Annotated in this window: 21 protein-coding genes and 1 pseudogene; 12 read left to right on the forward strand and 10 right to left on the reverse strand. The window is 74.7% G+C overall.

What is annotated here, in order from left to right; genetic code table 11:
• Nucleotides 1–182: 182 nt before the first annotated feature.
• Nucleotides 183–959 carry a polyprenol monophosphomannose synthase gene (locus HHL19_RS26185; protein ID WP_169092790.1) on the forward strand — a complete coding sequence of 259 codons (777 nt, stop codon included), beginning with the start codon at nucleotides 183–185 and terminating at the stop codon, nucleotides 957–959.
• A gap of 83 nt (nucleotides 960–1,042) precedes the next feature.
• Nucleotides 1,043–1,639: an FxsA family membrane protein gene (gene fxsA / locus HHL19_RS26190; RefSeq protein WP_169092791.1), complete on the forward strand. Its 597-nt coding sequence runs from the start codon at nucleotides 1,043–1,045 to the stop codon at nucleotides 1,637–1,639.
• Nucleotides 1,640–1,778: 139 nt separating this feature from the next.
• Here the strand turns inward: fxsA and HHL19_RS26195 are convergent, their stop codons facing one another.
• The 4 genes from HHL19_RS26195 to HHL19_RS26210 form a co-directional block, all read right to left on the reverse strand.
• On the reverse strand, nucleotides 1,779–2,153 hold the full coding sequence (locus tag HHL19_RS26195; protein ID WP_015032218.1) for an RNA polymerase-binding protein RbpA: 375 nt from the start codon (nucleotides 2,151–2,153) through the stop codon (nucleotides 1,779–1,781).
• A gap of 255 nt (nucleotides 2,154–2,408) precedes the next feature.
• Nucleotides 2,409–3,782 (reverse strand): MFS transporter, encoded by a 1,374-nt coding sequence (locus tag HHL19_RS26200; protein WP_169092792.1) that lies wholly within the window; start codon nucleotides 3,780–3,782, stop codon nucleotides 2,409–2,411.
• Between the two features lie 49 nt (nucleotides 3,783–3,831).
• Nucleotides 3,832–4,596 (reverse strand): glycerophosphodiester phosphodiesterase, encoded by a 765-nt coding sequence (locus HHL19_RS26205; protein ID WP_169092793.1) that lies wholly within the window; start codon nucleotides 4,594–4,596, stop codon nucleotides 3,832–3,834.
• On the reverse strand, nucleotides 4,593–5,261 hold the full coding sequence (locus HHL19_RS26210; RefSeq protein WP_169092794.1) for a hypothetical protein: 669 nt from the start codon (nucleotides 5,259–5,261) through the stop codon (nucleotides 4,593–4,595). The genes HHL19_RS26205 and HHL19_RS26210 overlap by 4 nt, the downstream gene beginning before the upstream one ends.
• 133 nt (nucleotides 5,262–5,394) lie before the next feature.
• Between HHL19_RS26210 and HHL19_RS26215 the strand changes: the two genes are divergently transcribed.
• Nucleotides 5,395–6,894 (forward strand): PLP-dependent aminotransferase family protein, encoded by a 1,500-nt coding sequence (locus HHL19_RS26215; protein ID WP_169092795.1) that lies wholly within the window; start codon nucleotides 5,395–5,397, stop codon nucleotides 6,892–6,894.
• 159 nt (nucleotides 6,895–7,053) lie between these two features.
• Here HHL19_RS26215 and HHL19_RS26220 read toward each other — a convergent pair whose 3' ends face one another.
• Both HHL19_RS26220 and HHL19_RS26225 read right to left on the reverse strand, forming a co-directional pair.
• On the reverse strand, nucleotides 7,054–8,655 hold the full coding sequence (locus HHL19_RS26220; protein ID WP_169092796.1) for a hypothetical protein: 1,602 nt from the start codon (nucleotides 8,653–8,655) through the stop codon (nucleotides 7,054–7,056).
• Nucleotides 8,656–8,692: 37 nt separating this feature from the next.
• On the reverse strand, nucleotides 8,693–8,887 hold the full coding sequence (locus HHL19_RS26225) for a hypothetical protein (RefSeq protein WP_030493667.1): 195 nt from the start codon (nucleotides 8,885–8,887) through the stop codon (nucleotides 8,693–8,695).
• Nucleotides 8,888–9,246: 359 nt separating this feature from the next.
• Between HHL19_RS26225 and HHL19_RS26230 the strand changes: the two genes are divergently transcribed.
• The 5 genes and pseudogenes from HHL19_RS26230 (at nucleotide 9,247) to HHL19_RS26250 (ending at nucleotide 16,088) form a co-directional block, all read left to right on the forward strand.
• Entirely contained in the window at nucleotides 9,247–9,639 is a 393-nt protein-coding gene (locus HHL19_RS26230; protein ID WP_169092797.1) for an ankyrin repeat domain-containing protein, read from the forward strand.
• A 273-nt stretch (nucleotides 9,640–9,912) separates the two neighbouring features.
• Nucleotides 9,913–11,409 (forward strand): HEAT repeat domain-containing protein, encoded by a 1,497-nt coding sequence (locus HHL19_RS26235; RefSeq protein ID WP_169092798.1) that lies wholly within the window; start codon nucleotides 9,913–9,915, stop codon nucleotides 11,407–11,409.
• Nucleotides 11,410–11,761: 352 nt separating this feature from the next.
• Nucleotides 11,762–12,106 (forward strand): annotated as a pseudogene (locus HHL19_RS26240) (glycosyltransferase); the annotation flags it as partial.
• A gap of 218 nt (nucleotides 12,107–12,324) precedes the next feature.
• Nucleotides 12,325–12,477 carry a hypothetical protein gene (locus HHL19_RS38590; RefSeq protein ID WP_346768599.1) on the forward strand — a complete coding sequence of 51 codons (153 nt, stop codon included), beginning with the start codon at nucleotides 12,325–12,327 and terminating at the stop codon, nucleotides 12,475–12,477.
• Nucleotides 12,474–16,088 carry a hydantoinase B/oxoprolinase family protein gene (locus HHL19_RS26250; protein ID WP_169092799.1) on the forward strand — a complete coding sequence of 1,205 codons (3,615 nt, stop codon included), beginning with the start codon at nucleotides 12,474–12,476 and terminating at the stop codon, nucleotides 16,086–16,088. Before HHL19_RS38590 ends, HHL19_RS26250 begins: the two co-directional genes overlap by 4 nt.
• Here the strand turns inward: HHL19_RS26250 and HHL19_RS26255 are convergent.
• From HHL19_RS26255 to HHL19_RS26270, 4 genes are all read right to left on the reverse strand, one after another.
• Nucleotides 16,075–16,938 (reverse strand): biotin-dependent carboxyltransferase family protein, encoded by an 864-nt coding sequence (locus tag HHL19_RS26255; RefSeq protein WP_169092800.1) that lies wholly within the window; start codon nucleotides 16,936–16,938, stop codon nucleotides 16,075–16,077. The genes HHL19_RS26250 and HHL19_RS26255 overlap by 14 nt on opposite strands.
• Nucleotides 16,935–17,567: a 5-oxoprolinase subunit PxpB gene (gene pxpB / locus HHL19_RS26260; RefSeq protein WP_169092801.1), complete on the reverse strand. Its 633-nt coding sequence runs from the start codon at nucleotides 17,565–17,567 to the stop codon at nucleotides 16,935–16,937. The genes HHL19_RS26255 and pxpB overlap by 4 nt, the downstream gene beginning before the upstream one ends.
• The gene (locus HHL19_RS26265; protein WP_169092802.1) at nucleotides 17,564–18,328 is read right to left on the reverse strand and encodes a 5-oxoprolinase subunit PxpA; all 765 of its coding nucleotides are present in this window, start codon (nucleotides 18,326–18,328) and stop codon (nucleotides 17,564–17,566) included. Before HHL19_RS26265 ends, pxpB begins: the two co-directional genes overlap by 4 nt.
• A gap of 118 nt (nucleotides 18,329–18,446) precedes the next feature.
• Nucleotides 18,447–19,775, reverse strand: coding sequence for an MFS transporter (locus HHL19_RS26270; protein ID WP_169092803.1), 1,329 nt, complete (start codon nucleotides 19,773–19,775; stop codon nucleotides 18,447–18,449).
• A 230-nt stretch (nucleotides 19,776–20,005) separates the two neighbouring features.
• Between HHL19_RS26270 and HHL19_RS26275 the strand changes: the two genes are divergently transcribed.
• The 4 genes from HHL19_RS26275 to HHL19_RS26290 all read left to right on the forward strand — a co-directional run bounded on the left by HHL19_RS26275 (nucleotide 20,006) and on the right by HHL19_RS26290 (nucleotide 24,064).
• On the forward strand, nucleotides 20,006–20,725 hold the full coding sequence (locus tag HHL19_RS26275) for a GntR family transcriptional regulator (RefSeq protein ID WP_346768600.1): 720 nt from the start codon (nucleotides 20,006–20,008) through the stop codon (nucleotides 20,723–20,725).
• A gap of 167 nt (nucleotides 20,726–20,892) precedes the next feature.
• The gene (locus HHL19_RS26280) at nucleotides 20,893–22,422 is read left to right on the forward strand and encodes a hypothetical protein (protein ID WP_169092804.1); all 1,530 of its coding nucleotides are present in this window, start codon (nucleotides 20,893–20,895) and stop codon (nucleotides 22,420–22,422) included.
• Nucleotides 22,419–23,153, forward strand: coding sequence for a hypothetical protein (locus tag HHL19_RS26285; RefSeq protein WP_169092805.1), 735 nt, complete (start codon nucleotides 22,419–22,421; stop codon nucleotides 23,151–23,153). Before HHL19_RS26280 ends, HHL19_RS26285 begins: the two co-directional genes overlap by 4 nt.
• Nucleotides 23,150–24,064 carry a hypothetical protein gene (locus HHL19_RS26290; protein WP_169092806.1) on the forward strand — a complete coding sequence of 305 codons (915 nt, stop codon included), beginning with the start codon at nucleotides 23,150–23,152 and terminating at the stop codon, nucleotides 24,062–24,064. Before HHL19_RS26285 ends, HHL19_RS26290 begins: the two co-directional genes overlap by 4 nt.
• Nucleotides 24,065–24,167: the final 103 nt, after the last annotated feature.

Genomic DNA, 24,167 nt, shown 5'->3' on the forward strand with positions numbered 1-24,167 from the left:
GACGTTCAGTAGACAACGGCCTTGTGTCGATCCGCAGCCGGCGGGTCCCGGGTCGGACCGAAGGACGTCGGGCCCCGCACCGCACCCCGTACCGGGGTCGCACGTCTCACACCCCGCAGGACCAGACCACGTCGGAGACCTCGCTAAGGTGGGGGCCTGTGTCTGTATCCGAAGGGGCAGTAGTGAACGACGGTGGCGTGAGGCGTTACGGCCCGCTCGGCAAGGCCTTGGTGATCATTCCGACCTACAACGAGGCGGACAACATCAGGCCGATCGTCGCGCGGGTGCGGGAGGCCGTCCCTGAGGCGCACATCCTCGTCGCCGACGACAACAGCCCCGACGGCACCGGCAAGTTCGCCGACGAGCTCGCGGCCGACGACGACCACGTCCACGTCCTGCACCGCAAGGGCAAGGAGGGGCTGGGCGCCGCCTACCTCGCGGGCTTCCGCTGGGGCATGGAGCACGGCTACGAGGTCCTCGTCGAGATGGACGCCGACGGCTCCCACCAGCCCGAGGAGCTGCCCCGGCTGCTCACCGCGCTCAAGGGCGCCGACCTCGTCCTCGGCTCCCGCTGGGTGCCTGGCGGCCGGATCGTGAACTGGCCGAAGTCCCGCGAGTTCATCTCGCGCGGCGGCAGCCTGTACTCCCGCCTCATGCTCGACGTACCGATCCGCGACGTCACCGGCGGCTACCGCGCCTTCCGCAAGGAGACCCTGGAGGGCCTCGGCCTGGAGGACGTCGCCTCGGCCGGCTACTGCTTCCAGGTCGACCTCGCCCGCCGCGCCGTCGCCGCCGGCTTCCACGTCGTCGAGGTCCCCATCACCTTCGTCGAGCGCGAGATCGGCGACTCCAAGATGAGCCGCAACATCGTCGTCGAGGCCCTCTGGCGGGTCACCGGCTGGGGCGTCACCGCCCGCGCCGAGAAGCTCTCCAAGGCCCTGGGCCGCAAGAGCGCCTGACGTCACGGACGGCCCGGCCCCACGGGGCCGGGCTGATCTTTTCCTTACGACGTTTTTCCGGCGTCCCAGGCACACTGGAGCGCATGACGACCGGCGTACCGTCCTCCTCCGCTCCCCGGCGCTCCCGGGCCCGCACCCTCCTTCCGCTGGGCCTGGCCGCCTGGCTGGTCCTGGAGATCTGGCTGCTCACCGTCGTCGCGAACGCGGCCGGCGGGCTCACCGTGCTGCTCCTGCTGATCGGCGGCGCCGTGCTCGGCACCGTGGTGATCAAGCGGGCCGGACGCCGGGCCTTCGCCAACCTCACCTCCACCTTCCAGCAGGCCCAGGCCGCCGCCCAGAGCGGTACGGCTCCGAGCGAGGCCGACCGCAAGGGCGCCGAGGACCGCAACGGCTTCCTGATGCTCGGCGGGCTGCTCCTGATGATCCCCGGGCTCCTCTCCGACGTCGCCGGACTGCTGCTGCTCGTGCCCCCGGTGCGTACGGCCCTCGGGCGTGCCGCGGAGAGGGCGGTCGAGCGCCGGATGGCCGCGGCGCCTCCCGGCAGCCTCCAGGACGCCTTCCAGCAGGCCCGTATGCACCGCCCGGACGGGAAGGTGGTGCAGGGCGAGGTCATCCGCGACGACGCCCCCCAGGGGCCGTACGGCCCCGCCGACGACCGCCGCCCGCCGCTGACGCCCTGACCGGGCGCGTACGACCACCCCCCGAAGAGGCCGGGTACGGGCCGACCGACCCGGCCGCGTGCGAGTGCGGGAACGCCGAGGGGCCCGGTACACGGATCGTGTACCGGGCCCCTCGGCGTTTCTCTTGCCGGGTCGTCCGTCAGGCGGACTTGCGGCTGTCGCGCGGATGCACCGCGATGTTCATGGCGCCGGAGCGCAGGACGGCCAGCCTCTCGGCGAGGACCTCCTCCAGCTCCTCACGGGTACGCCGCTCCATGAGCATGTCCCAGTGCGTACGCGCCGGCTTGCCCTTCTTCTCCTCGGGTCCGTCGCCGTCCACCAGGAGAGCCTGGATTCCGCAGACCTTGCATTCCCACTCCGGCGGAATTTCCGCCTCCACCGAGAAGGGCATCTCAAAACGATGGCCCTTCTCGCATGCGTACTCCACGGCCTGGCGAGGTGCCAGATCGATGCCGCGGTCGGTCTCGTAGCTGGTCACCACGAGGCGCGTGCCGCGAAGAGCTCGCTCACTCATGAATCGTGCCTCCCGGGCTTGTCGCCCACAGGACAGGTGTCGCTGTCGTCGTCATCCGGTCAACGTCCGGTCGGCGAGAAAGATTCCCGTTCCGGGTAATGCGTCGCCCGTCGTGCCGCCCCTTGTTGTACCCACCAGTGCCCGTTTTGTCACATCTGGCGGCAGATGTAACTTGTGGTCTTCACCAAAGCAGCACGCAGTAACGGTCCGCCTGGCAGGCCAAACGCGTACACTACCGGCCTTTCACTTCCGCGTCTAAATTCGCTCGGGTACGACATTGCCCGCCTCCCGTGCCGCCTCGCGCACCGGCACCCGCGCGAGGAGGACGAATCCGGCCACGAAGAAGATCACCAGGGAGATGATGGCAGCTCGATAGCTTCCGGTCAGCTGGTTCACGAGCCCGAACACCAGAGGGCCGAGCCAGCTCAGTCCCCGGTCGCTCAGCTCGTACGCCGAGAAGTACTCCGCCTCCTTGCCCTCGGGCACCGTGTGCGAGAACAACGAGCGCGACAGCGCCTGCGTCCCGCCCATCACGAGGCCGATGGCCGCCGCCAGGCAGTAGAAGAAGAGCGGCGCCCCGGCCGGCAGGAAGTACCCCCCGAGCAGGATGAGGGTCCACACGACCAGCGCGCCCAGGATCGTCCGCTTGGCTCCGTGCGTCCGGGCGAGCCGGCCCATCGCGAGCGCTCCGGCGACCGCGAGCACCTGGACGAGCAGGACCGCCGTGATGAGCGTCGTCTGCTCCAGGCCCAGCTCGTTCTTGCCGAAGACGGCCGCCTGCGAGATCACCGTCTGGACCCCGTCGTTGTAGACCAGGTAGGCGAGCAGGAAGGCGAGCGTCTTCGGGTGGTTGCGCATGTCCACGAGCGTCGCCCGCAGCTGGCGCCAGCCGGCCCCGACCGCGCCCGTCCCGTCCGCCGGGGCCGCGCCGGCCGGTGGCAGCCGCCGGTCGCGCAGCCGCCGCAGCGGGATCAGCGCGAAGGCGCCCCACCAGAGCCCCGCGGAGGCCAGGCAGATCCGGACCGCCTCGCCCGCCGACAGGCCGAAGGACTCGTGGCCCGAGTACAGGACCAGGTTGAGCACCAGGACCAGCGCGCCCGAGGTGTAGCCGAAGGCCCAGCCGCGCGAGGAGACCGCGTCCCGCTCCTCCGGCTCGGCGATCTGGGGCAGATAGGAGTTGTAGAGCATCATCGACACCGCGAGCGCGGCGTTCGCGACGATCAGCAGGAGGGCGCCGAGCAGATAGCGGTCGTCCTTCAGGAAGAACATGCAGGTCGTCGCGATCGCCCCGAGGTAGGCGGCCGCCGCGAGCAGCGGCTTCTTCCGGCCCGACCGGTCGGCCGCCGCGCTCATCAGAGGCATCGCGACGATGGCCACCACGAGCGAGAGCGACACCGCGTAGGCGAAGAGCGAGTCGACGTGCACCGGGATGCCGAGCGGGTACACGTGCGTCCCGCCGCCGGCGGCCGTCTTCGCCAGCTCGTTCAGGTACGGACCCAGGAACACGGTCACGACGCTGGTCGAGTAGACGGAGCAGGCGAAGTCGTAGAAGTACCAGCCGCGCTGCTCCCGTCTGCGCTCGGCCGGATCGGTGATGGGCCCCTCGGGCCCGGTCGTCTCGGCGGTCACGGCCGCACGCCCCCCTCGTTCGTCCCCGTCCCCGGATGCCCGCTCGCCCTCAGGCCCATGCCCCGCGGGCGGTGAGGACCTCGCGCAGCGTCTCCAGATGATCGGTCATGATGCCATCGACCCCCAGGTCGAGGAGAGAGTCCATGCGCTCCGGGTCGTTCACGGTCCACACGTGCACCTGGAGGCCGCGCGCGTGCGCCGCCCGGACGAAACGGCGGTCCACCACGCGGATCCCGCCCTGCGTCTCCGGGACCTGCGCCGCCACCGCGCCGGCCCGCAGCGGGGCCGGCAGGCCGAGCGAGCGCAGCCGCAGGGCCGCGACGCCGGTCACGCCGTACGAGGTGGCCAGGCGCGGGCCCGCGACGCGCTGGGCGCGGGCGATCCTGGCCTCGGTGAAGGAGCTGACGAGGACCCGGTCCCAGGCGTCGGTGCGGGAGATCAGGTCGACCAGCGGGGCGAGCGCCGACTCCGTCTTCAGGTCCACGTTCCAGCGGGCCTCGGGGAACTCCTGGAGCAGGTCCTCGAAGAGCGGAAGCGGCTCCTTGCCGGCCACCCGGGCCTCCCGCACCGCCGCCCACGGCAGGTCCCTGATCCGGCCCGGGGCGTCCGTCACCCGGTCCAGGGTCGCGTCGTGGAAGGCCACCAGAACGCCGTCGGCGGTGGTGTGCACATCGGTCTCGAAGTAGCGGTAGCCCGCCGCGGCGGCCCGGCGGAAGGCCGCCGCGGTGTTCTCCAGGCCGTCCGCCGTGCCGCCCCGGTGGGCGAAGGGCAGGGGGAGCGGGTGGTCGAGATAGGGGTGTCGTACGCGAGTCACCGCCGCAGTATGGCGCCTTCCGGTGACTCCGTGGCGACCTCGGCGCCGACGGCGTCCGGCTCGGGGACGGCGAAGAGGCGCAGGAAGAGCTGGGCGAGCGGACCGATCGACAGCGCGTAGAGGACCGTGCCGACGCCGACGGAGCCGCCGAGCAGGAAGCCGGTGGCGACGACCGTGACCTCGATCAGGGTGCGGATCAACCGGATCGAGCGCCCGGTGAGGCGGTGCAGACCGGTCATGAGGCCGTCGCGCGGCCCCGGACCGAAGCGGGCCGCGATGTAGAGACCGGTCGCCACCCCGTTCAGCGTGATACCGAGCACCAGCAGGGCGATGCGCGCGGGCAGCCCGTGGCCCTCGGGCAGCAGGGCCAGGGCGCCGTCCATCGCCGCGCCGATCACGAGGACGTTCGAGACCGTCCCCAGGCCCGGCCGCTGCCTCAGCGGGATCCACAGGAGCAGGACGAGGGCGCCGACGATCGTCAGGACGACGCCCATGGAGAGACCGGTGACCTCCGACAGGCCCTCGTGCAGCACGTTCCACGGCTCCAGACCGAGGCCGCTGCGGACGAGCATCGCCGAGCTCACGCCGTAGAGGACGAGACCCGCGTAGAGCTGGACGAGTCGGCGGGTGAGGTACCGGCCGCGCGGGCCGGAGGCGATCGACATGGGCGTGCCCCCTGTGGGTGGTGGTGACGGTGGATCGTGGCCCCCTGTGGTGCGGGTGGACCGACCCATGACACTCTGTGGCGGGAGAACAGATGCCAACCATGGCCAATTCGAGGAAGGTGGACTGATTTCCATGGCTCAGTGGACTTCGGCCGTCGGGGCCGCCCAGCTCGCCCGGCAGCTCCAGGCGCAGCAGCCCCGGCCCGCGGGCCCCGGCGCCCGGAAGCCGCCCGCCTACCGCGCCCTCGCCGACGGCATCCGCCTGCTCGTCCTGGAGGGGCGGGTGCCGGTCGCCGCCCGGCTGCCCGCCGAGCGCGAACTCGCCCTCGCCCTCACCGTCAGCCGCACCACCGTCGCCGCCGCCTACGAGGCGCTGCGCACCGAGGGCTTCCTGGAGTCCCGGCGCGGCGCCGGCAGCTGGACCGCCGTGCCGGCCGGCAACCCGCTGCCCGCGCGCGGCCTCGAACCGCTGCCGCCGGAGACCCTCGGCTCCCTCATCGACCTCGGCTGCGCCGCGCTGCCCGCCCCCGAGCCCTGGCTGACCCGCAGCGTCCAGGGCGCCCTGGAGGAACTGCCGCCGTACGCGCACACCCACGGCGACTACCCCGCCGGGCTCCCCACGCTGCGCGCCACGCTCGCCGAGCGCTACACCGCCCGGGGCATCCCGACGATGCCCGAGCAGATCATGGTCACCACCGGCGCCATGGGCGCCATGGACGCCATCTGCCACCTCTTCGCCGGACGCGGCGAGCGGATCGCCGTCGAGTCCCCCTCGTACGCGAACATCCTCCAGCTCATGCGGGAGGCGGGCGCCCGGCTGGTCCCCGTCGCCATGTCCGAGGGGCTCGGCAGCTGGGACCTGGGCAGCTGGCGCCAGGTGCTGCGCGAGGCCGCGCCCCGCCTCGCGTACGTGGTCGCCGACTTCCACAACCCGACCGGCGCCCTCGCCGACGAGGACCAGCGCCGGGGGCTCGTGGAGGCCGCCCGGGCGGCCGGCACCGTCCTGGTCGTCGACGAGACGATGACCGAGCTGTACCTCGACGACGACGTGGCGATGCCCCGGCCGGTCTGCGCCTTCGACCCGGCCGGCTCCACCGTCCTCACCGTGGGCTCGGCGAGCAAGGCGTTCTGGGCCGGGATGCGGATCGGCTGGGTCCGGGCCGCGCCCGACGTCATCCGCTCCCTCGTCGCCGCCCGCGCCTACGCCGACCTGGGCACCCCGGTCCTGGAGCAGCTCGGCGTCAACTGGCTGATGCGCACCGGCGGCTGGGAGCAGGCCGTCGACCTGCGCAGGGCGCAGGCGCGCGAGAACCGGGACGCGCTCGTCGCGGCGGTCCGCAGGGAGCTGCCGGAGTGGGAGTTCGAGGTGCCGCAGGGCGGTCTGACGCTCTGGGTGCGCACCGGCGGGCTCTCCGGCTCCCGGGTGGCGGAGGCGGGCGAACGGGTCGGCGTCCGCGTTCCCTCCGGGCCCCGCTTCGGCGTCGACGGTGCCTTCGAGGGGTACGTCCGGCTGCCGTTCACCGTCGGCGGACCGGTCGCCGAGGAGGCCGCCGTCCGGCTGGCCGCCGCGGCCCGGCTGGTCGAGTCCGGACTCGGCGGGGGAGCGGAGCCGCTCAGGACCTTCGTGGCCTGAGCGCGGCCGGAGCACGGGTCCGTCTCCACGCGCGCGTGGAGACGGACCCGGGCACGCGTGCGTGGAGACCGTCTTCGGGCACGCGCGCGTGGAGACGGCGAAGGCCGGTGCGGACCTGGGGTCCGTACCGGCCTTCGCCGTCTCCCGCTTCCGGCGGGGTCAGCCCTCCGCGGGGACCGGGGTGTGGCGGGGGAAGGGGCCGGGGTTCGGTTCGGCCGCCGCCTCCGGGACCTTCTCCAGGGCCACCGTGGCCGCCGCCCGCCGCTCCGGCAGCAGGTCGAGGACGGCCTGCCGGTCGGTGTCGCCGACGGCGTCGTCGTACGGGTCGGGCGTGGCCGGCACCTGGAGGCGGAGGACCGGGCCGGTGCCGAGGCGGGCGTAGCCGCGGCCCGGCGGGACCTGCGGGGTCGGCGTGGTGTGCGGCGCGGCGCCGAGCACCGAGGCGATCTGCTCGGGGGAGGCGGGGCCGAGGACCACGCGGGCGCGGGTGTGCGCGCGTACCCCCTCGTGGAGCGCGTCGGCGGTGTCGAACTGCTCCGCCACCACCACCGTCACCTGGGCCGCCCGCCCGTGCCGCAGCGGCACCTGGAGCAGTTCCTGGGGGTCGGGCCGGCCCTCGGTGGCGGCCAGATGGCCGAGGACGCCGGGGCGGTCGAGGAGGATCCACAGCGGGCGGCGGGTGTCCGCCGGGGCGGGGTGACCGGCCTGCCGGGCGCGGTTGGCCGAGATCAGCCGCCGCTCGGTCTCGTGGGAGGCCCATTCCAGGCTCTCCAGGGCGCCGGACAGCTCGCTCTCGACGCCGAGGACGCCGTCGCGGCCGACCAGGCAGGCGTACTCGCCGGCACCGGCCCCGTCCACGATCAGCACGTCACCGTGAGGGAGGGCCTGGAGCGCCAGGGAGCGCAGCAGGGAGGTGGTGCCGCTGCCGGGCTGGCCGACGGCGAGCAGGTGCGGTTCGGTGGAGCGCGGGCCGGTGCGCCAGACGACGGCCGGCGCGTCCTCGGAGCCGTCCGCCGAGACGACCGGCACGGTCCGCTGCACGGCGTCGGCGTCGGTGAAGCCGAGGACGGTCTCGCCGGGGGCGGTGACGAACCGCTGGGCGGCGATGGTGGTCGGGAGGGCGGACAGCACGTGCATGACGAGCCGGTTGCCCTCCTCGTCCCAGTCGAAGAGGTACTCGCGGCCGCGCCCCGACTTGGCGTGCAGGAGCTGCTCGATGCGGGCGCGCGAGGCGGCCTCGCCGTCGGTGAAGTACGGCGGGTAGGAGATCCGCAGCCGCGTCAGGCGGCCGCTGTCGTCGAAGGCGTGGTCGCCGAAGGCCCGGGCCCAGTCGCCGCCGTGGACGAAGAGCGGGTCGGGGTCCTCGGGGACGGAGAAGTACGGCACCAGGGCCTCGTAGAGCCCCTTCAGCCGGGCCGCCTCCGCCTCGTCGGGGCCGGTCTTCACGACCGGTTTCTCACGCCCCTTCCACGCGGCGGCGCCCATGAGCGCGACGAGCGCGAGCAGCGGCCCGTACGGCACGAGGGCGACGACCAGGACGCAGGCCGCGACCAGGAACAGCGTGGGACCGCGCCGTTCCTTGGGGGTCGCGGCCCACTTGGCGCGCGCGGTCGCGGCCAGTTTCCGCAGACCTCGGGAGACCGTGATCAGCGGGTGGAGCACGTCGGTGGCGCTGTCGGCGGCCGACCGCGCGATCTCTCGGCCGCGCGCGAGCTGCGCGCCGCCGTTGCTCAGAATGCGGGGGAGTGGTCGCCGGGACACGTCGTACTCCTGGAGTGGTGGAAGGGGGTGAGTGGCGTCAGAACTTGATTCCGCCCAGCAGGCCGGCCAGGCTCTGGCCGCCCGCGGTGATGCTCGGTGCGATGGCGGTGCCCGCCAGATAGAAGCCGAAGAGCGCGCAGACGAGGGCGTGCGAGGCCTTGAGGCCGTCCTTCTTGAAGAACAGGAAGCAGATGATGCCGAGCAGGACCACGCCTGAGATGGACAGGATCATTGGGTGTTCTCCTGGTTGAGGGGACAGTCACGATGAGTCCTTCCAGGTTCACGGCAAGTATCTATGTGACTAAAGGTGCATTCAGGTGAATGGCGGGCGTTTTCACTTGACCGGCGGACGGTGATCGCCGTCCCGGGTGGCGAAACCGTCGAAGTGGGGTAAGGGAGCGACGAGAGGCGGAGGTCACGGGGGGTGGACGCCGTGATCCTTGCCTCGGCCGGACGCGGTCATGTCACCGCGCGGGCAGTACCCTGTCGATTCACTCGTACGGCCGCGCTTGCCGTGCGCAGGTCAAGGGCAGGCGATACCGGGCGGCACGCGCGCGGTACGCGGTCGGAGCACGGAAGGCGGTTGTGAACATGAGCGAGACCCCGGACCCCGAGGTCGTCGAGCTGGCGTCGAAGGTCTTCGACCTGGCGCGCACCGGCGACGCGGCGGCCCTCGCCGCCTGCCTCGACGCGGGCGTCCCCGCGAACCTCACCAACGACCGGGGCGACACCCTCGTCATGCTCGCCGCCTACCACGGCCACGCCGACGCCGTCACGGCCCTCCTGGAGCGCGGAGCCGACGCCGACCGCGCCAACGACCGCGGCCAGACCCCGCTCGCCGGAGCCGTCTTCAAGGGCGCCGACGCCGTCATCCGCGCCCTCCTCGCCGGCGGCGCGAATCCGGAGTCCGGGACTCCGTCCGCCCTGGACACCGCACGCATGTTCGGCAAGACCGAACTCCTGGAGCTCTTCACCACCAGGTGAACGCGGCCTGAACCCCAGGTGGGAACGGGTCCGTAAATGTGGTCGCGACCGTGCGGACGGTCGGTCATCATGACGACAAGCCCGGCCGTCCGACCGGGCCACGGACGAGAGGCAGAGGAAGATGAGCAGCGCGCACAAGCGACGTACGACGGACGGCCCGACATGTTGTCCCACGGCCTACTAGGCCGGGCTCCGCGCGGACGGGCCCTGTGCCCGATCCCGGCCACCCCGGTCCACCCGTCGTGACGACAGCTTGATGTGAGGCGTCTTCCCATGTTCGAACCAGCCATAGCGCCGAGCGGCACCCTGCTCGGCCTGCTGCAGAGGGGCCGCGGCGACGGCACCCTGCACGCCCTCGCCGCACCACGCGCCGAGGCCCTCGCCGCCCTCGACCACTGCGTGCTCGCCGACCCGCGCCACGACTGGCGGGTCGAGAACCGCTCCCTCTACTACGCCCGGCTCTACCTCGACCTCCACGGAGGCCTGGAGGCCATCGAGGCGCACCTCTTCGCGCCCGAGGACCACCTCGACCCCGAGGAGCAGCGCACCGGCCTCGCCCTCGCCGTCCTCGGCCACCTGGCCTCCTACGGACGCCACGACGCCCTGCTGCTCCTCCGGCGCTACGCGGCCACCGGCGCCAACTGGGCCTGGGCCCTCGACGAGCTCGCCCTGCGCGACGACGACGCCGGACTGCGCTCGCTCGCCGAGCCCGTCCTCGCCCGCTTCCCGCAGGACGAGGCCGGCGACACCGCGCTCGCCGGCACCGTCCGCGACGCCTTCGAGCCCCGCCCCTGGCGCCTGTGGGCCGAGGACCAGCGCGACGCCGTCGGCGCCCGCGTCCGCGCCGCCCAGGAACACGGCTCCTTCGACCGCTGGCAGCGGCAGCTGCGCCCCACCGGGCCCCGCCCCGGCTGGAGCGTCCGCGCCGTCCTCGACTGGGCCCAGGAGGGGTACGAGCGCGGCGCCGACCTCGCCGGCCCCGCCGCCCGCTGCCTGTCCGCCGTGGCAGGCCCCGAGGACCGCCCCGAGCTGCTGGCCGCCGCCCGCTCGGGCGCCCCCGGCGCGCGCGCCGCCGCCCTGCACCACCTGGCCGCCACCCGGGACCCCGCCGTCCTCGACCTCGTCGAGGCCGCCGCCGACGCCGTACACCCCCTCGATACGGCCGCCGGCACCGCACCCGGACAGACCGGTCCCTACGCCGACGTGCCCGGAGCCGTCGACCGCGAGGCGCTGGCCGTCGCCCGGGCCGCCGTCACCGCCTACCTCCGCATGTGCGGCGAGGACGCGGTCGCCCGCGCCCGCGCCTGGATCCACCGCACCGACCCCCTCGGCGCCGCCGCCGGCGAGACCCTCGCCGCGCGCGGCGAGCCACGGGACGCCGGGCTCGTCCTCGGCGCCCTGCGCACCGCCATCCGCACCGGCGGGCCCGACGCGGCCGCCCTCGGCGTCCTCGTCGACGGCGCCGGCCGCCTCGGCATCGCCTGCGCGGCACCCGTGCTGCGCCACGTCTACCGGGAGACGGCCTCCTCCCAACTGCGCGGCCGCACGGCCCGCGCCCTCGCGGCCACCGACCCCTGCTTCGCCAGCGGCTTCGCCGTCGAGTGCCTCTGGGACTGCGAGGAGACCACCCGCGAGATCGCGGCCCAGCACGCGGAGACGGCCGACGCGCGCGTGGCCGAGCGATTGCGCCGCCTCGCCGCCGACCCGGCCGAAGAGGTCGAGGTCCAGACGGCGGTCCGCAACCGCATCGGCCCCGACCTCCAGGTCTAGGGCCTGTCCGGCGGATCACGGACGGGGCCGCGACGCCTGGCACGGCACCTCGCCGCGTTGCCGAGACGCCCCCATAGCTCTGCTATCGAGGTGCTCCGGTGCCTTGCGATGCACCGCCCCGGGGCGGCGCGGCCCCCGGCGAGACCCGCCGAGCGTGGCCCCGCCCCGGGGACGGAAGCCGTCGGGTACCCGTCCCGAGTGGCGTACGGCACCGGCATGCGGCAGTGCGTACGGCCCCGGGGCCCGCGGTCGCGCGGGCCGGGCGGGCCGGGCGGGAAAAGCTCACGGGACGTTCCCCCGGTGTCCAGATCCACGTCGGCGGGGACACGTCGGGCGCGACGAGAACACCCGTATGCGTGTCGTCATCGTCACCGAATCCTTCCCCCCTGACATCAACGGTGTGGCGCACTGCGCCCTGCAGACCGCGCGCCACCTCGTCCGCCGGGGCCACCAGCCCCTGGTGATCGCCCCCGCCGTCCCCGACCCCGCCGCCGACGCAGACGCGCCGTGCCCCGTGGTGCGCGTCCCCTCCCTGCCCCTGCCCGGCTACGCCCAGGTCCGCGTCGCCCTCCCCAGCCGCCGTGTCGCCGCCGCCCTCGCGGCCCACCGCGCCGACCTCGTCCACCTCGCCGGCCCCTTCGTCCTCGGCGTCCGCGCCATGGCCGCCGCCACCCGCCTCCGGGTGCCGTCCACGTCCACCTCGCCGACCCGACCTGGACCGAGGACCGGCGGCTGTGGAGCGCCGACCGGCTCCATCCGGGCGAGCGCGGCCACCGCGCGGTCGCCGGGGCCTTCCACCGGGTCCTGGCGGAGCGCGGGCTCGCCCGGGGGCCCGCGCCCTCGCCGGAGGCGTCCGAGCCGCCGCCCACCCGCGCCGCGACCGCCCGGTGGCTCGCCACGGCCGGGACGGGCTGGGTGCTGCGCCGCAGCCGCGACCTGCTGCCGCAGCTGCTGCTGCTCGCGGGCGAGGAACTGCCCCACCGGACGGACGGCGCCGGCGGCGGAGCCCTCGACGCGCGTGCCGCGACCGCCCTCGCCGAGGCACTCGCGGCCACAATGGGGGAATGAGCGGGCGCTGGGAGTTCTGGATCGACCGGGGCGGCACCTTCACCGACGTCGTGGGGCGGCGCCCCGACGGGCGCCTCGTCACCCGCAAGGTCCTCTCCCACGACCCGGCCCGCCGCCAGGACGCGGCCGTGGCCGGGATCCGGCTCCTCATGGGCCTCGCCCCCGGCGAACCCGTCCCCGCCGACCGCGTCGCCGTCGTCAAGATGGGCACCACCGTCGCCACCAACGCCCTCCTGGAGCGGCGCGGGGAGCCGACCCTGCTGCTCATCACGGAGGGCTTCCGCGACGCCCTGCGGATCGCCTACCAGAACCGGCCGCGGCTCTTCGACCGGCACATCGTGCTGCCCGAGGCGGTGTACGCGCGCGTGGCCGAGGTCCCCGAGCGGGTCGACGCCCACGGCACGGTCGTCCGCCCCCTCGACGAGGACGCCGTCGCCACCGCGCTCGACGCCGCCCACCGGGAGGGGATCCGCTCCGCCGCCGTCGTCCTGATGCACGGCTACCGCCACCCGGAGCACGAGCAGCGCGTGGCGGCCGCCGCCGAGGCCGCCGGGTTCACCCAGGTCAGCTGTTCGCACGAGGTCAGCCCGCTCATCAAGCTGATCCCGCGCGGCGACACCACCGTCGTCGACGCCTACCTCTCCCCGGTGCTGCGCCGCTACGTCGACGAGGTCGCCGCCGAACTCGCCGGGATCCGCCTGATGTTCATGCAGTCCAACGGCGGACTGCGGGAGGCCGCCCACTTCCGGGGCAAGGACGCCGTCCTGTCCGGACCGGCGGGCGGCGTCGTCGGCATGGCCCGTACCTCCGCCCAGGCCGGACACGAGCGGGTCATCGGCTTCGACATGGGCGGCACGTCCACGGACGTGTCGCACTACGCCGGGACCTTCGAGCGTGAACTCGGTTCACAGGTCGCCGGGGTGCGGATGCGCGCACCCATGATGAGCATCCACACCGTCGCCGCCGGCGGCGGCTCCGTCCTCCACTACGACGGGCGCCGCTACCGCGTCGGACCCGACTCGGCCGGCGCCGTCCCCGGACCCGTCTGCTACCGGCGCGGCGGCCCCCTCACCGTCACCGACGCCCAGGTGATGCTCGGCCGGATCCAGCCCGAGCACTTCCCGGCCGTCTTCGGCCCGGACGGCGACCGAACCCTCGACGCCGACGTCGTCCGCGAACGGTTCACCGCCCTCGCCGAGGAGGTCGGCGGAGACCGCACCCCCGAGGAGGTCGCGGCCGGCTTCCTGCGGATCGCCGTCCTCGACATGGCCAACGCCGTCAAGAAGATCTCCGTCCAGCGCGGCCACGACATCACCCGCTACGCCCTCACCTGCTTCGGCGGCGCCGGCGGCCAGCACGCCTGCGCCGTCGCCGACGCCCTCGGCGTCGACACCGTCCTCGTCCCCCCGCTCGCCGGCGTCCTCTCCGCGTACGGCATCGGCCTCGCCGACGCCACCGCCCTGCGCGAACGCTCCGTCGAGGCCCCGCTCGACGACCCCGGCACCCACGCGCGCGTGACGGACGTCGCCGCCGAACTCGCCGACCGCACCCGGGCCGAACTCCGCGCCGACGGCCTCCCCGACACCGCCATCACCACCCACGCGCGCGTACTCCTCCGCTACGCCGGCACCGACGCGTCCCTCCCCGTCGACCTCGGCCCCGCCGAGGAGATGGCCGCGGCCTTCGCCGCCGACCACCGCGCCCGCTACGCCTTCACCATGGACAAGCCGCTCGTCGCGGAGGCCGTCACCGTCGAGGCCGTCGGCACCGCCGGCCCGCACGGCCCCGTCCACGTCCCCGCCGGAGCCCGCACCGGCCCCCTCGCCCCCCGCGCCACCGTCCGCACCCACGACGGCGGCACCGCCTCCGACACCCCGCTCCACCGCCGTGAGGACCTGCGCCCCGGCGACACCGTCGACGGGCCCGCGATCCTCGCCGAGGACGACGCCACCACCGTCGTCGACCCCGGCTGGCGCGCCACCGTCGCCGACACCGGCCACCTGCTGCTCACCCGCGCCGTCCCGCGCCCCGCCCGCACCGCCGCCGGCACCGACGTCGACCCGGTCCTCCTGGAGGTCTTCCACAACCTCTTCATGGCCATCGCCGAGCAGATGGGCGTCCGACTGGAGAACACCGCCCACTCCGTCAACATCAAGGAACGGCTCGACTTCTCCTGCGCCCTCTTCGACGCCGAGGGCAACCTCGTCGCCAACGCCCCCCACATCCCCGTCCACCTCGGCTCCATGGGCGAGACCGTCAAGGAGGTCCTGCGCCGCCGCGCCGGCGACCTGCGCCCCGGCGACGTCTACGCCGTCAACGACCCGTACCACGGCGGCACCCACCTGCCCGACGTCACCGTCGTCACCCCCGTCTTCGACGACGCGGGAGAGGAGCTGCTCTTCCTCGTCGCCTCCCGCGGCCACCACGCCGAGATCGGCGGCATCACCCCCGGCTCCATGCCCGCCTTCAGCCGCACGATCGACGAGGAGGGCGTCCGCTTCGACGACTGGCTCCTCGTCCGCGACGGCAGGCTCCGCGAGACCGCGACCCGCGCCCTGCTCACCGGCGCCCCGTACCCCTCCCGCGACCCCGACACCAACCTCGCCGACCTGCGCGCCCAGATCGCCGCCAACGAGAAGGGCATCGAGGAACTCCGCAGGACCGTCGCCGAGTTCGGACTCGACGCCGTCCAGGCCTACATGGGCCACGTCCGCGCCAACGCCGAGGAGTCCGTCCGCCGCCTCGTCGCCCGCCTCCAGGACGGCACCCACCGGTACGAGACCGACTCCGGCGCCGTCATCCAGGTCGCCGTCCGCGTCGACCGCGAACGGCGCTCCGCCGTCCTCGACTTCACCGGCACCTCGCCGCAGCTCCCCGGCAACGCCAACGCCCCCACCGCCGTCGTCATGGCCGCCGTCCTCTACGTCTTCCGCACCCTCGTCGACGAGGCCATCCCCCTCAACAGCGGCTGCCTGGAACCCCTGGAGATCCGCGTCCCGCCCGGCTCCATGCTCGCCCCCGAACCGCCCGCCGCCACCGTCGCCGGGAACGTCGAGACCTCCCAGGCCGTCACCGGCGCCCTCTACGCGGCCCTCGGCGTCCAGGCCGAGGGCTCCGGCACCATGAACAACCTCACCTTCGGCGACGACCGCGTCCAGTACTACGAGACCCTCGCCAGCGGCTCCGGCGCGGGCGACGGCTTCGACGGCGCCGACGCCGTCCAGACCCACATGACCAACTCCCGCCTCACCGACCCCGAGATCCTGGAGTGGCGCCACCCCGTCCGCCTCGACGCCTTCGCCGTGCGCGAGGGCAGCGGCGGCCGGGGCCGGTGGCACGGTGGCGCCGGCGTGGAGCGGCGGCTGTGCTTCCTGGAGCCGATGACGGTCGCCCTCCTCACCGGACACCGGCGGGTGCCCCCGTACGGCATGGCGGGTGGCGAGCCCGGCGCGCTCGGCGAGAACCTCGTCGAGCGCGCCGACGGCACCGTCGAGCACCTCGACGGCGCCGCGACCACCGAGGTCGCCCCCGGCGACGTCCTGGTCGTCCGCACACCGGGCGGCGGGGGCTACGGCACCCCTCCGCCGGAGGACGCTCCTACCGGCTCGTGACGAACCGGACCCGGGTGCCCGGCACGGCCTGCGCGGCCGCTCCCAGGTCGGCCTCCCGCACCACCGCCACCACCGGATAGCCGCCGGTCGTCGGATGGTCGGCCAGGAACACCACCGGCCGTCCGTCCGGCGGCACCTGCACCGCCCCCAGGACCATGCCCTCGCTGGGCAGCTCCCCGGGACGGGCCCGTTCCAGGGCCGGCCCGTCGAGGCGGAGCCCGATCCGGTTGCTCGCCGAGGACACCAGGTACGCGCGCGTGGTGAGGGCTTCGCGCGCCGCACTGGTGAACCAGTCGTCGCGCGGCCCGAGCCGGACCCGCAGGACGAGTTCGTCCGGCGGGCCCGGCCAGGGGGGAGCGTCGACCGACCCCCGTACGGCCGCGGCCGCCCCCAGCGGCAGCACCGCCCCCTCGGCCAGCGGCGCCGGGCCGAGCCCGGACAGCAGGTCGGTGGAGCGGCTGCCGAGCACCGGTTCGACGGCGATCCCGCCGCCGAACGCCACGTACGAGCGCAGCCCGCGCACCGCGGGCCCGACCTCCAGGAGCGCCCCGGCCGGGACCCGTACCGCCGTGCCCCAGGGCAGCGGCCGGCCGTCCGCCCGGACCGGGCAGGGCGCCCCGCCCACCGCCACCGTCACCGCGCTCCGGGGCCGCAGCGCGCAGCCGGTGACGGTGGTCTCCAGGACGGCGGCGTCCTCGGCGTTGCCGACCAGCCGGTTCACCAGCCGGGCGGCGGCCGGGTCCAGGGCCCCCGACCGGGGCACGCCCAGGTGCGCGAAGCCCGGCCGCCCCAGGTCCTGCACGGTGGTCAGGGCGCCGGCCCCGACGACGGCGACGGCACGGTCGTTCACCGGCCGGCCCCCGTCCGGGGCGCCGGGACGAACCGTACGCGCGTGCCCGGCGAAAGCAGCGCCGCGGGCTCCCGCCCGGTGTCCCACAGGACCGCGTCCGTCGTCCCGATCAGCTGCCAGCCGCCCGGCGAGGAACGCGGGTACACGCCCGTGTACGGCCCCGCCAGCGCCACGGAACCGGCCGGCACCGCCGTCCGGGGCGTCGCCCGGCGCGGCACCTCGTACCGCGCCCCGAGCCCCGTCAGATAGCCGAAGCCCGGCGCGAAACCGCAGAAGGCGACCCGGAACTCGGCCGAGGAGTGGATCCGAACCGCCTCCCGCGGCGACACACCCCACCGGGCGGCCACCTCGGCCAGGTCCGGCCCGTCGTACCGGACCGGAACCTCCACGACCTCGCCCACGCGCGCGTGCCCCGGCCGCGGCTCCCAGCCGGGCAGCTCGGCCGCGAGCCGCGCGGGCTCGGCCACCCCGTCGAGCAGCACCGTCCGCGCCGCCGGCACGATCTCCCGTACGCCGGGCAGCGCGCCGGCCGCCCGGCGCCGCAGCAGCTCCGCGTGGAGGGCCTCGGCGGCGCCCGCGTCGGCCAGTTCGACCAGGAGGGCGTGCTCGCCCACCCGCAGCACCCTCACGCGAACGCCCCCACGGTGACCCCGGCCGACTCCAGGCCCACCCGGACGCGCCGGGCGAGATCCACCGCGCCCGGGGTGTCCCCGTGCAGGCAGAGCGAGTGCGCCCGCACGGCCACGGCCGTCCCGCAGTGCGCGGTGACCGTGCCCGCGCGGACCAGCGTCACCGACCGCTCGACCACCGCGTCCGGATCGTGCACCACGGCCCCCTCCTGCCCCCGTGGCAGCAGGGAACCGTCGGCCCGGTAGGCGCGGTCGCCGAAGGCCTCGGCGACGACCGGGAGGCCCGCCCGCTCCGCCGCCTCGTGCAGCCGCGAACCCGGCAGCCCGAGCACCGGCAGCGCGCCGCCCGCGAGCAGCACCCCGTCGACGACCGCGGCCGCCTGCTCCGCGTCCCGCACCACCCGGTTGTAGAGCGCCCCGTGCGGCTTCACGTACGCCACCCGGGAGCCGGCCGCGCGGGCGAAGACCTCCAGGGCGCCGATCTGGTACGCCACCTCGGCGGCCAGCTCGACCGCCGGCACCTCCATCGCCCGCCGCCCGAAACCGGCGAGATCCCGGTAGGACACCTGGGCCCCGATCCTCACCCCCCGCTCGGCGGCGAGCTCGCACACCCGCCGCATGGTGACCGCGTCCCCCGCGTGGAAGCCGCAGGCCACGTTGGCGCTGGTGACGACGGAGAGCAGCCGCTCGTCGTCGGTCAGCGTCCAGCGGCCGAAGCCCTCCCCGAGATCGGCGTTCAGGTCGATGGAGACCCCGCTCATGATGGTGCTGTTCCTTTCACCGGTGCTGTCGTGCTGTCGTACTGGGGTGGTGCTGTGATGCTGGGGTGGTGCTGTGATGCTGCTCCGGGGCTTCAGAAGCCCCGGAGGCCGATGCCGTTCACCCGAGCTCCTTCCCGCGCGTCTCCGGCAGGCCGAGCAGCGCGACGACCGCGATCCCGTACCCCACCGCGCCGAAGACCAGCGCCCCGCCGACGCCCCAGCTCTCCGAGAGGAATCCGACCAGGGTCGGGAAGACGGCGCCGATCGCGCGGCCGGTGTTGTACGTGAGTCCCTGGCCGGTGCCGCGCACCGGCGTCGGGTACAGCTCGGCGAGGAAGGAGCCGAAGCCGCTGAAGATGGCCGACATGCAGAAGCCGAGCGGGAAACCCAGCACCAGGAGGAGGGTGTTCGCGCCCGCCGGGATCTGGGTGTACGCGAGCACCGACGCCGCCGACAGGAGGGCGAAGAGCGCGATGTTCCGCTTGCGGCCGATCCGGTCCGTCAGATGGCCCCCCGTCAGGTAGCCGATGAACGCGCCGGAGATCAGCAGCGTCAGATAGCCGCCGGTGCCGACGACGGTCAGTCCGCGTTCGGTCTTGAGGAAGGTCGGCACCCAGGTGGCGAGCGTGTAGTAGCCGCCCTGCACGCCCGTGGAGAGCAGGATCGCGAAGAGCGTGGTGCGCAGCAGACCGGGCCGGAACACCGCCCGCAGGGAGCCCCGTTCAGGGCTCGCCACGCGCGCGGCGGCCGCCTGCGGGGCGTCCTCCACGTGCCGCCGCACCCAGAGCACGAGCAACGCGGGCAGGGCGCCGGTCCAGAACAGGATCCGCCAGGCGACGTCGGCGTCGAAGAACTGGAAGACCAGGGTGTAGACGATCACCGCGAGGGCCCAGCCGGCCGCCCACGCCGACTGCACGGCGCCGAGCGTACGGCCCCGGTGCCGGGCGGAGGCGTACTCGGCGACCAGGATCGCCCCGACCGCCCACTCGCCGCCGAAGCCGAGGCCCTGGAGCGCCCGGAAGACCAGCAGGGTCTCGTAGTTCGGCGCGAAGCCGCAGAGCACGGTGAAGAGCGCGTAGGTGATGACGGTGATCATCAGGGCCTTGACGCGGCCCACCCGGTCGGCGAGGACGCCCGCGAGCGCGCCGCCGACCGCCGAGACCACCAGGGTGACGGTGGTGAGGAGTCCGGTCTGGCCCTTGTCGAGGCCGAAGTAGGCGGCGATCGCCACCATCGACAGGGGGAGGGTGAAGAAGTCGTAGGAGTCGAGGGCGTAGCCGCCGAACGCGCCGCCGAAGGCACGCCGTCCGCGCGGGCCGAGGGCGCGCAGCCAGCCGAGGGCGCCTTCGGTGCCGGGACGGTCGGCAGGCCGCTCGTCGGGCAGGCCGTCGGGCAGGCCGTCGGGCCGGTCGTCCTCGGAGTGCCGGCGGGTCTGTGCCGTGCTCATCTGCACCTCGCAGTGGGGGGAGGCGTGCCTGAGAGACGTACGAGAGGGCCGTGCGGGGCGGTACGGGGCAGTGCGGGGCAGTGCGGGGATTGTGCGGGGCAGTGCGGTGGCGCCAAGGTAGGGGATTGTTCAACGATTCGACAAGGGGGCTGTTGTCCCGGATCCGTTTCTGCGGTTGACTCGGCGGCCGGACGACGACGGGGCCGACCGCCCCGTGAGGAAGGGGGACCGTGGACGCGAGCGGCACCGGCACGGCCGGGACGGCCGGGGGACTGGCGGACGACCGGGCGCTGCTCGGCCGCACCAGCACGGCGGAACGGGTCGCCGACATCCTGCGCACCCGCATCGCCGAGGGCTTCTTCCCGCCCGGCACCCGGCTCTCCGAGGAGAGCATCGGCGGCGCCCTGGGGGTCTCCCGCAACACCCTCCGCGAGGCCTTCCGGCTCCTCACCCACGAACGGCTGCTCGTCCACGAGCTCAACCGCGGGGTCTTCGTCCGCGTCCTCGCCGTGGACGACGTCGAGGACATCTACCGCACCCGCCGGCTCGTCGAATGCGCCGTCGTGCGGAGCCTCGGCGACCCGCCCTTCCCGGTGGCCGGCCTCGCCGCCGCCGTCGCCGAGGGCGAGGCCGCCGCGGAGGCCGGCGACTGGCGCGGGGTCTCCACCGCCAACATCCACTTCCACCGGGAACTCGTCGCCCTCGCCAGCAGCGCCCGCACCGACGAGCTCATGCGCGGCGTCCTCGCCGAACTCCGCCTCGCCTTCCACGTGGTGGACGACGCGCGTGCCCTCCACGAGCCCTACCTCGTCCGCAACAAGGAGATCCTGGAGGCCCTGGGCACGGGGGAGCGGGCCGATGCCGAACGCCTCCTCGCCCGCTACCTCGACGACTCCATCGAACGCGTCGCGGCCGCCTACGCCCGCGCCGTGGACGAGCCGGGGTCGTAGGGGAGGGGGGGGACCCAGCGCCCCGGGAGCCGGGGAGCGGGGGGCGGGGGGCGAGGCGCGGGGCGCCTTCCCGGCGCCGGGCGGAGGGTACCGCCCGGGGCGTGGCGGGGGCGGTGGTTTCTGCGTCGTTTCGACCCATGTCAGTGCGAGGACCTACTCTGTGCACCGTGACTTCGCCTGCCTCGACGGACCTCGCTCCGCCCCAGCTCAGCGCGGGGCCGCGCCCCGCGCAGGGGCCGGCCGCCGACGAAGGGCTCGCGCGGCGCCTGCGCGCGCTCGCCTGTACCGCGCCGCTGCACGACCTCGACGCGCGCAAGGCCAACCTCGCGGGCGAGTACACGGTCTACGCGATGGCCGAGGTCGCCCTCGCCGCGATCGACCTCGTCACGCTCCACATGGACTTCGACACCGGCGCCGACCACGACCAGGTCGTGGCCCGGCTGCTGCCCCGCGTCGCCGCCCAGGCCCCGGAGCGCCCCGCCGCCGAGCACGAGCGCGTGGCCCGCTGGGTCCTGGAGAACCTGATCAACGTCGGCAGCGTCGACCGCGGCTTCCGCGCCGTCTACGGCACCTTCGGCACCGACGGCGTGTACGTCCGCCGGGACTACGACTTCAAGCTCATCGAGGAGGTCCCGGGGTACGGCGGCGCCGTCTGCCTCCGGACCACCGACGAGGCCGTCAACGTGCTGGTCGGCGCGCTCGACACCGACGTCACCAGCGCCCAGATCGCCGCCGAGGTGAAGCTGGAGGTCCTCATCAGCCGGGGCCGCCTCGCCGACGCCCAGCTCGCCGCCGAGCAGGCCCGCTACCGCACCGTCCAGTACGCCGAGACCCTCCGCAGGACCCTGGAGGCCACCCGGCGCAACGTACGCGCGGTCGACTGGCTCAACAGCGTCCCGGACATGATCGCCGAGGCGCTCGACCACGTCGCCGACCGCTACCGCCACGAGAACGCGATCCTCACCAACATCCGCAAGGCCCGCGACGAGGCCGAGGAACCCGAGCACAAGCGCCGGGCCGCGGAGCTGGTCGACATCGTCAAGGACTGCATCCGCCGCCACACCCAGCTCCAGTCCCGGCTCCTGGAGGCGGGCCCGCTCTTCCGCGCCGAGCAGGACCGGCAGGCCTTCGCCTCCCCCACCCGGTACACCGGACTGGACCTGTACGGGCAGCTGGTCGCGCCCGTGCTGCCGCTCCCCGTCGAGCGGGCCACCCGCGTCACGGACGCCTTCTTCGCGCGCGGCACCGGCCTGCGCACCCCCTCCTCGGTCCGCCTCGGCGACCTCGTGGACCTGCTGCTCACCCCGCCCGTCGAGCGCGAGCACCTCGGCGCGGAGATGCCCGAGCCGGACCTGATCGCCACCCCCGACGACTCCCGCTTCAGCGAGCGCCAGCTCGCCGACGCGCTCGCTCTCCTCGACCTGGAGCACGACGCCCCGCGCCGCCTCTCCGGCCTGCTCGCCGACGCCCGCGCCACGGGCGGCGACGACCTCGCCTACCTGGTCGCGCTGCTCGCCGTCCACGCGGCCAGCCCGCCGGTCGGCACCGCCTACCGCCAGGGCGAGGAGCGCCTGCTCTTCGCGGTCGACGACGGCACCCCGCTCGACGACCCCGGTTTCGGCGGCGCCGACCTCATCGTCGGCACGGCGCTCCTGGACGCCGTGGGCATGGCCGCCGACCGCTCGGAGGCGACGTGACGTACGCCTCCGACACCGACCGTTCCCCCGAGCGCCCCCGCCTCCTCACCCGCGCCACGCGCGCGTGGCTCCCGAAACCGACGGCACCCGCGACGGCGCCCGAGCCCGACCCGGCGCCGGCCACGGCCGACCTCGTCGCGCCCTCGACGATCCCGACGGCACCTGCCGCGCCCACCGCGCAGCCGCCGGAGCCGACCGCCGGTCCGGCCGACCTCGTCGAGCCCGCAGCCGACCCGACGGCCCCGGCTCACCCGACGGCCCCGGCCGACCACCCCACCGAGCCCCACGAAGCCCCTGAAGCTCCCGAAGCCCCCGCCGAGCGCCCCCGAAGCGAAGCCAGCATCGGCCCCCGCCTCGTGCCCCCCTTCGTGGACGCGCCGTCCGTGCCCGCCACCCCGGCGACCCCGGGAGCCGACAGCACCCCCGGCGCCTCCGGCACCTCCGGCACAGAGCCGGCCTCGGCCCCCACCCTCCGCCCCCGCCTCGCCGCCGTCTCGCTGCCGGAGGCGCCGCGGGGCGCCGCGCGGCGCCGGGAGCTGCCGCGCGTGCGCGCCGTACGCCTCGGGGGCACCCCGCGGGAGCCGGAGCGGGAGCCCGCCTCCGCCGAGAGACGGCCCGCCTCCGACGGGAGGCCGCCCGCCGCCGTCACCCCCGTGCCGCTGCCCCTGCCGAGGGCCGCCGGCACCACCGCCGTACCGAACGAGAGCCGCACCGAGGAGCCCCAGCCGTGAGCGACAACCACGTCGAGTACGCCGAGTACCCGGACGCGTGGAGCGAGCAGGAGTCCCCCCGGCCCCAGGCCACGGCCCCCGCGCACGCCGCCGTCACCCCCGCGGACGCCGCCGACGCGGCGCGGCTCGTCTCCTTCGGGCTCCAGCCCAAGCTGCTGCCCGCCCGGGACGCCGAGTACGCCGAGCTGCTCCGCCGCTACCAGGAGGACCCGGCCTTCGCGCGGCTCGCCGACGCCGTCGCGACCGGTCTCGGCCTGATCGTCCTGGAGGTCTCCCCGCGCGCGGGGATGGCCGTCACCGCCGGCGAGGACTCCGTCTTCGCCGTCCGCATGGGCGACTACGCGCGCCGCGCCAACACCGACTCCGCCGACCGCTTCCTGCACGGCCTGGCCCACCTCGCCGTCGCCGCGATGGCCTTCCCGCGCCCCGAGGACCTCGCCGACGACGCGTACATCGGCCGCCTCACGGTCAACGGCGTGGACTCCTTCGTCCGCCAGGCCTGCCTCCGCCTGGAGCAGCGCGCCGAGGAGGAGGGCGAGAACACCGACCCCGCCACCGACGCCCCCGGCCTGGAGGCCGCCTGGCGCGTCTGGTCCCGCCGCTCCACCACCGGCGCCACCAAGGACGCCCGCCGCCTCGCGGGCTCCACCACCGGCATCGTCGCCAAGGCCGTCGCCTTCCTCACCGACTCCGGCTTCCTCCAGCGCACCGGCGACGAGAACGGCGGCTCGTACCGCACCACCGCCCGCTACCAGCTGCAGGTCCGCGACATGGCCGGTTCCGCCGCCCTCACCGAACTGCTCGACCTCGGGATCGTCCCGGTCAGCGACGGCACCGCCACCCTCGTCCCGCCGCCCGAGGGCGACGACCTGGACCTCGCGGCCGACGCCGGCCTCCCCTTCCACGCGTAACCCACCGCGCCGCACCTGCCGCAACCCGCAGATCCGCGATCCGCAACCCGTGAATCCGCCGTCCGCAACCCGCAGATCCGCGATCCGCGATCCGCACTCCGCC

Source organism: Streptomyces sp. R302 (assembly GCF_012927245.1).
Lineage (GTDB): Bacteria > Actinomycetota > Actinomycetes > Streptomycetales > Streptomycetaceae > Streptomyces.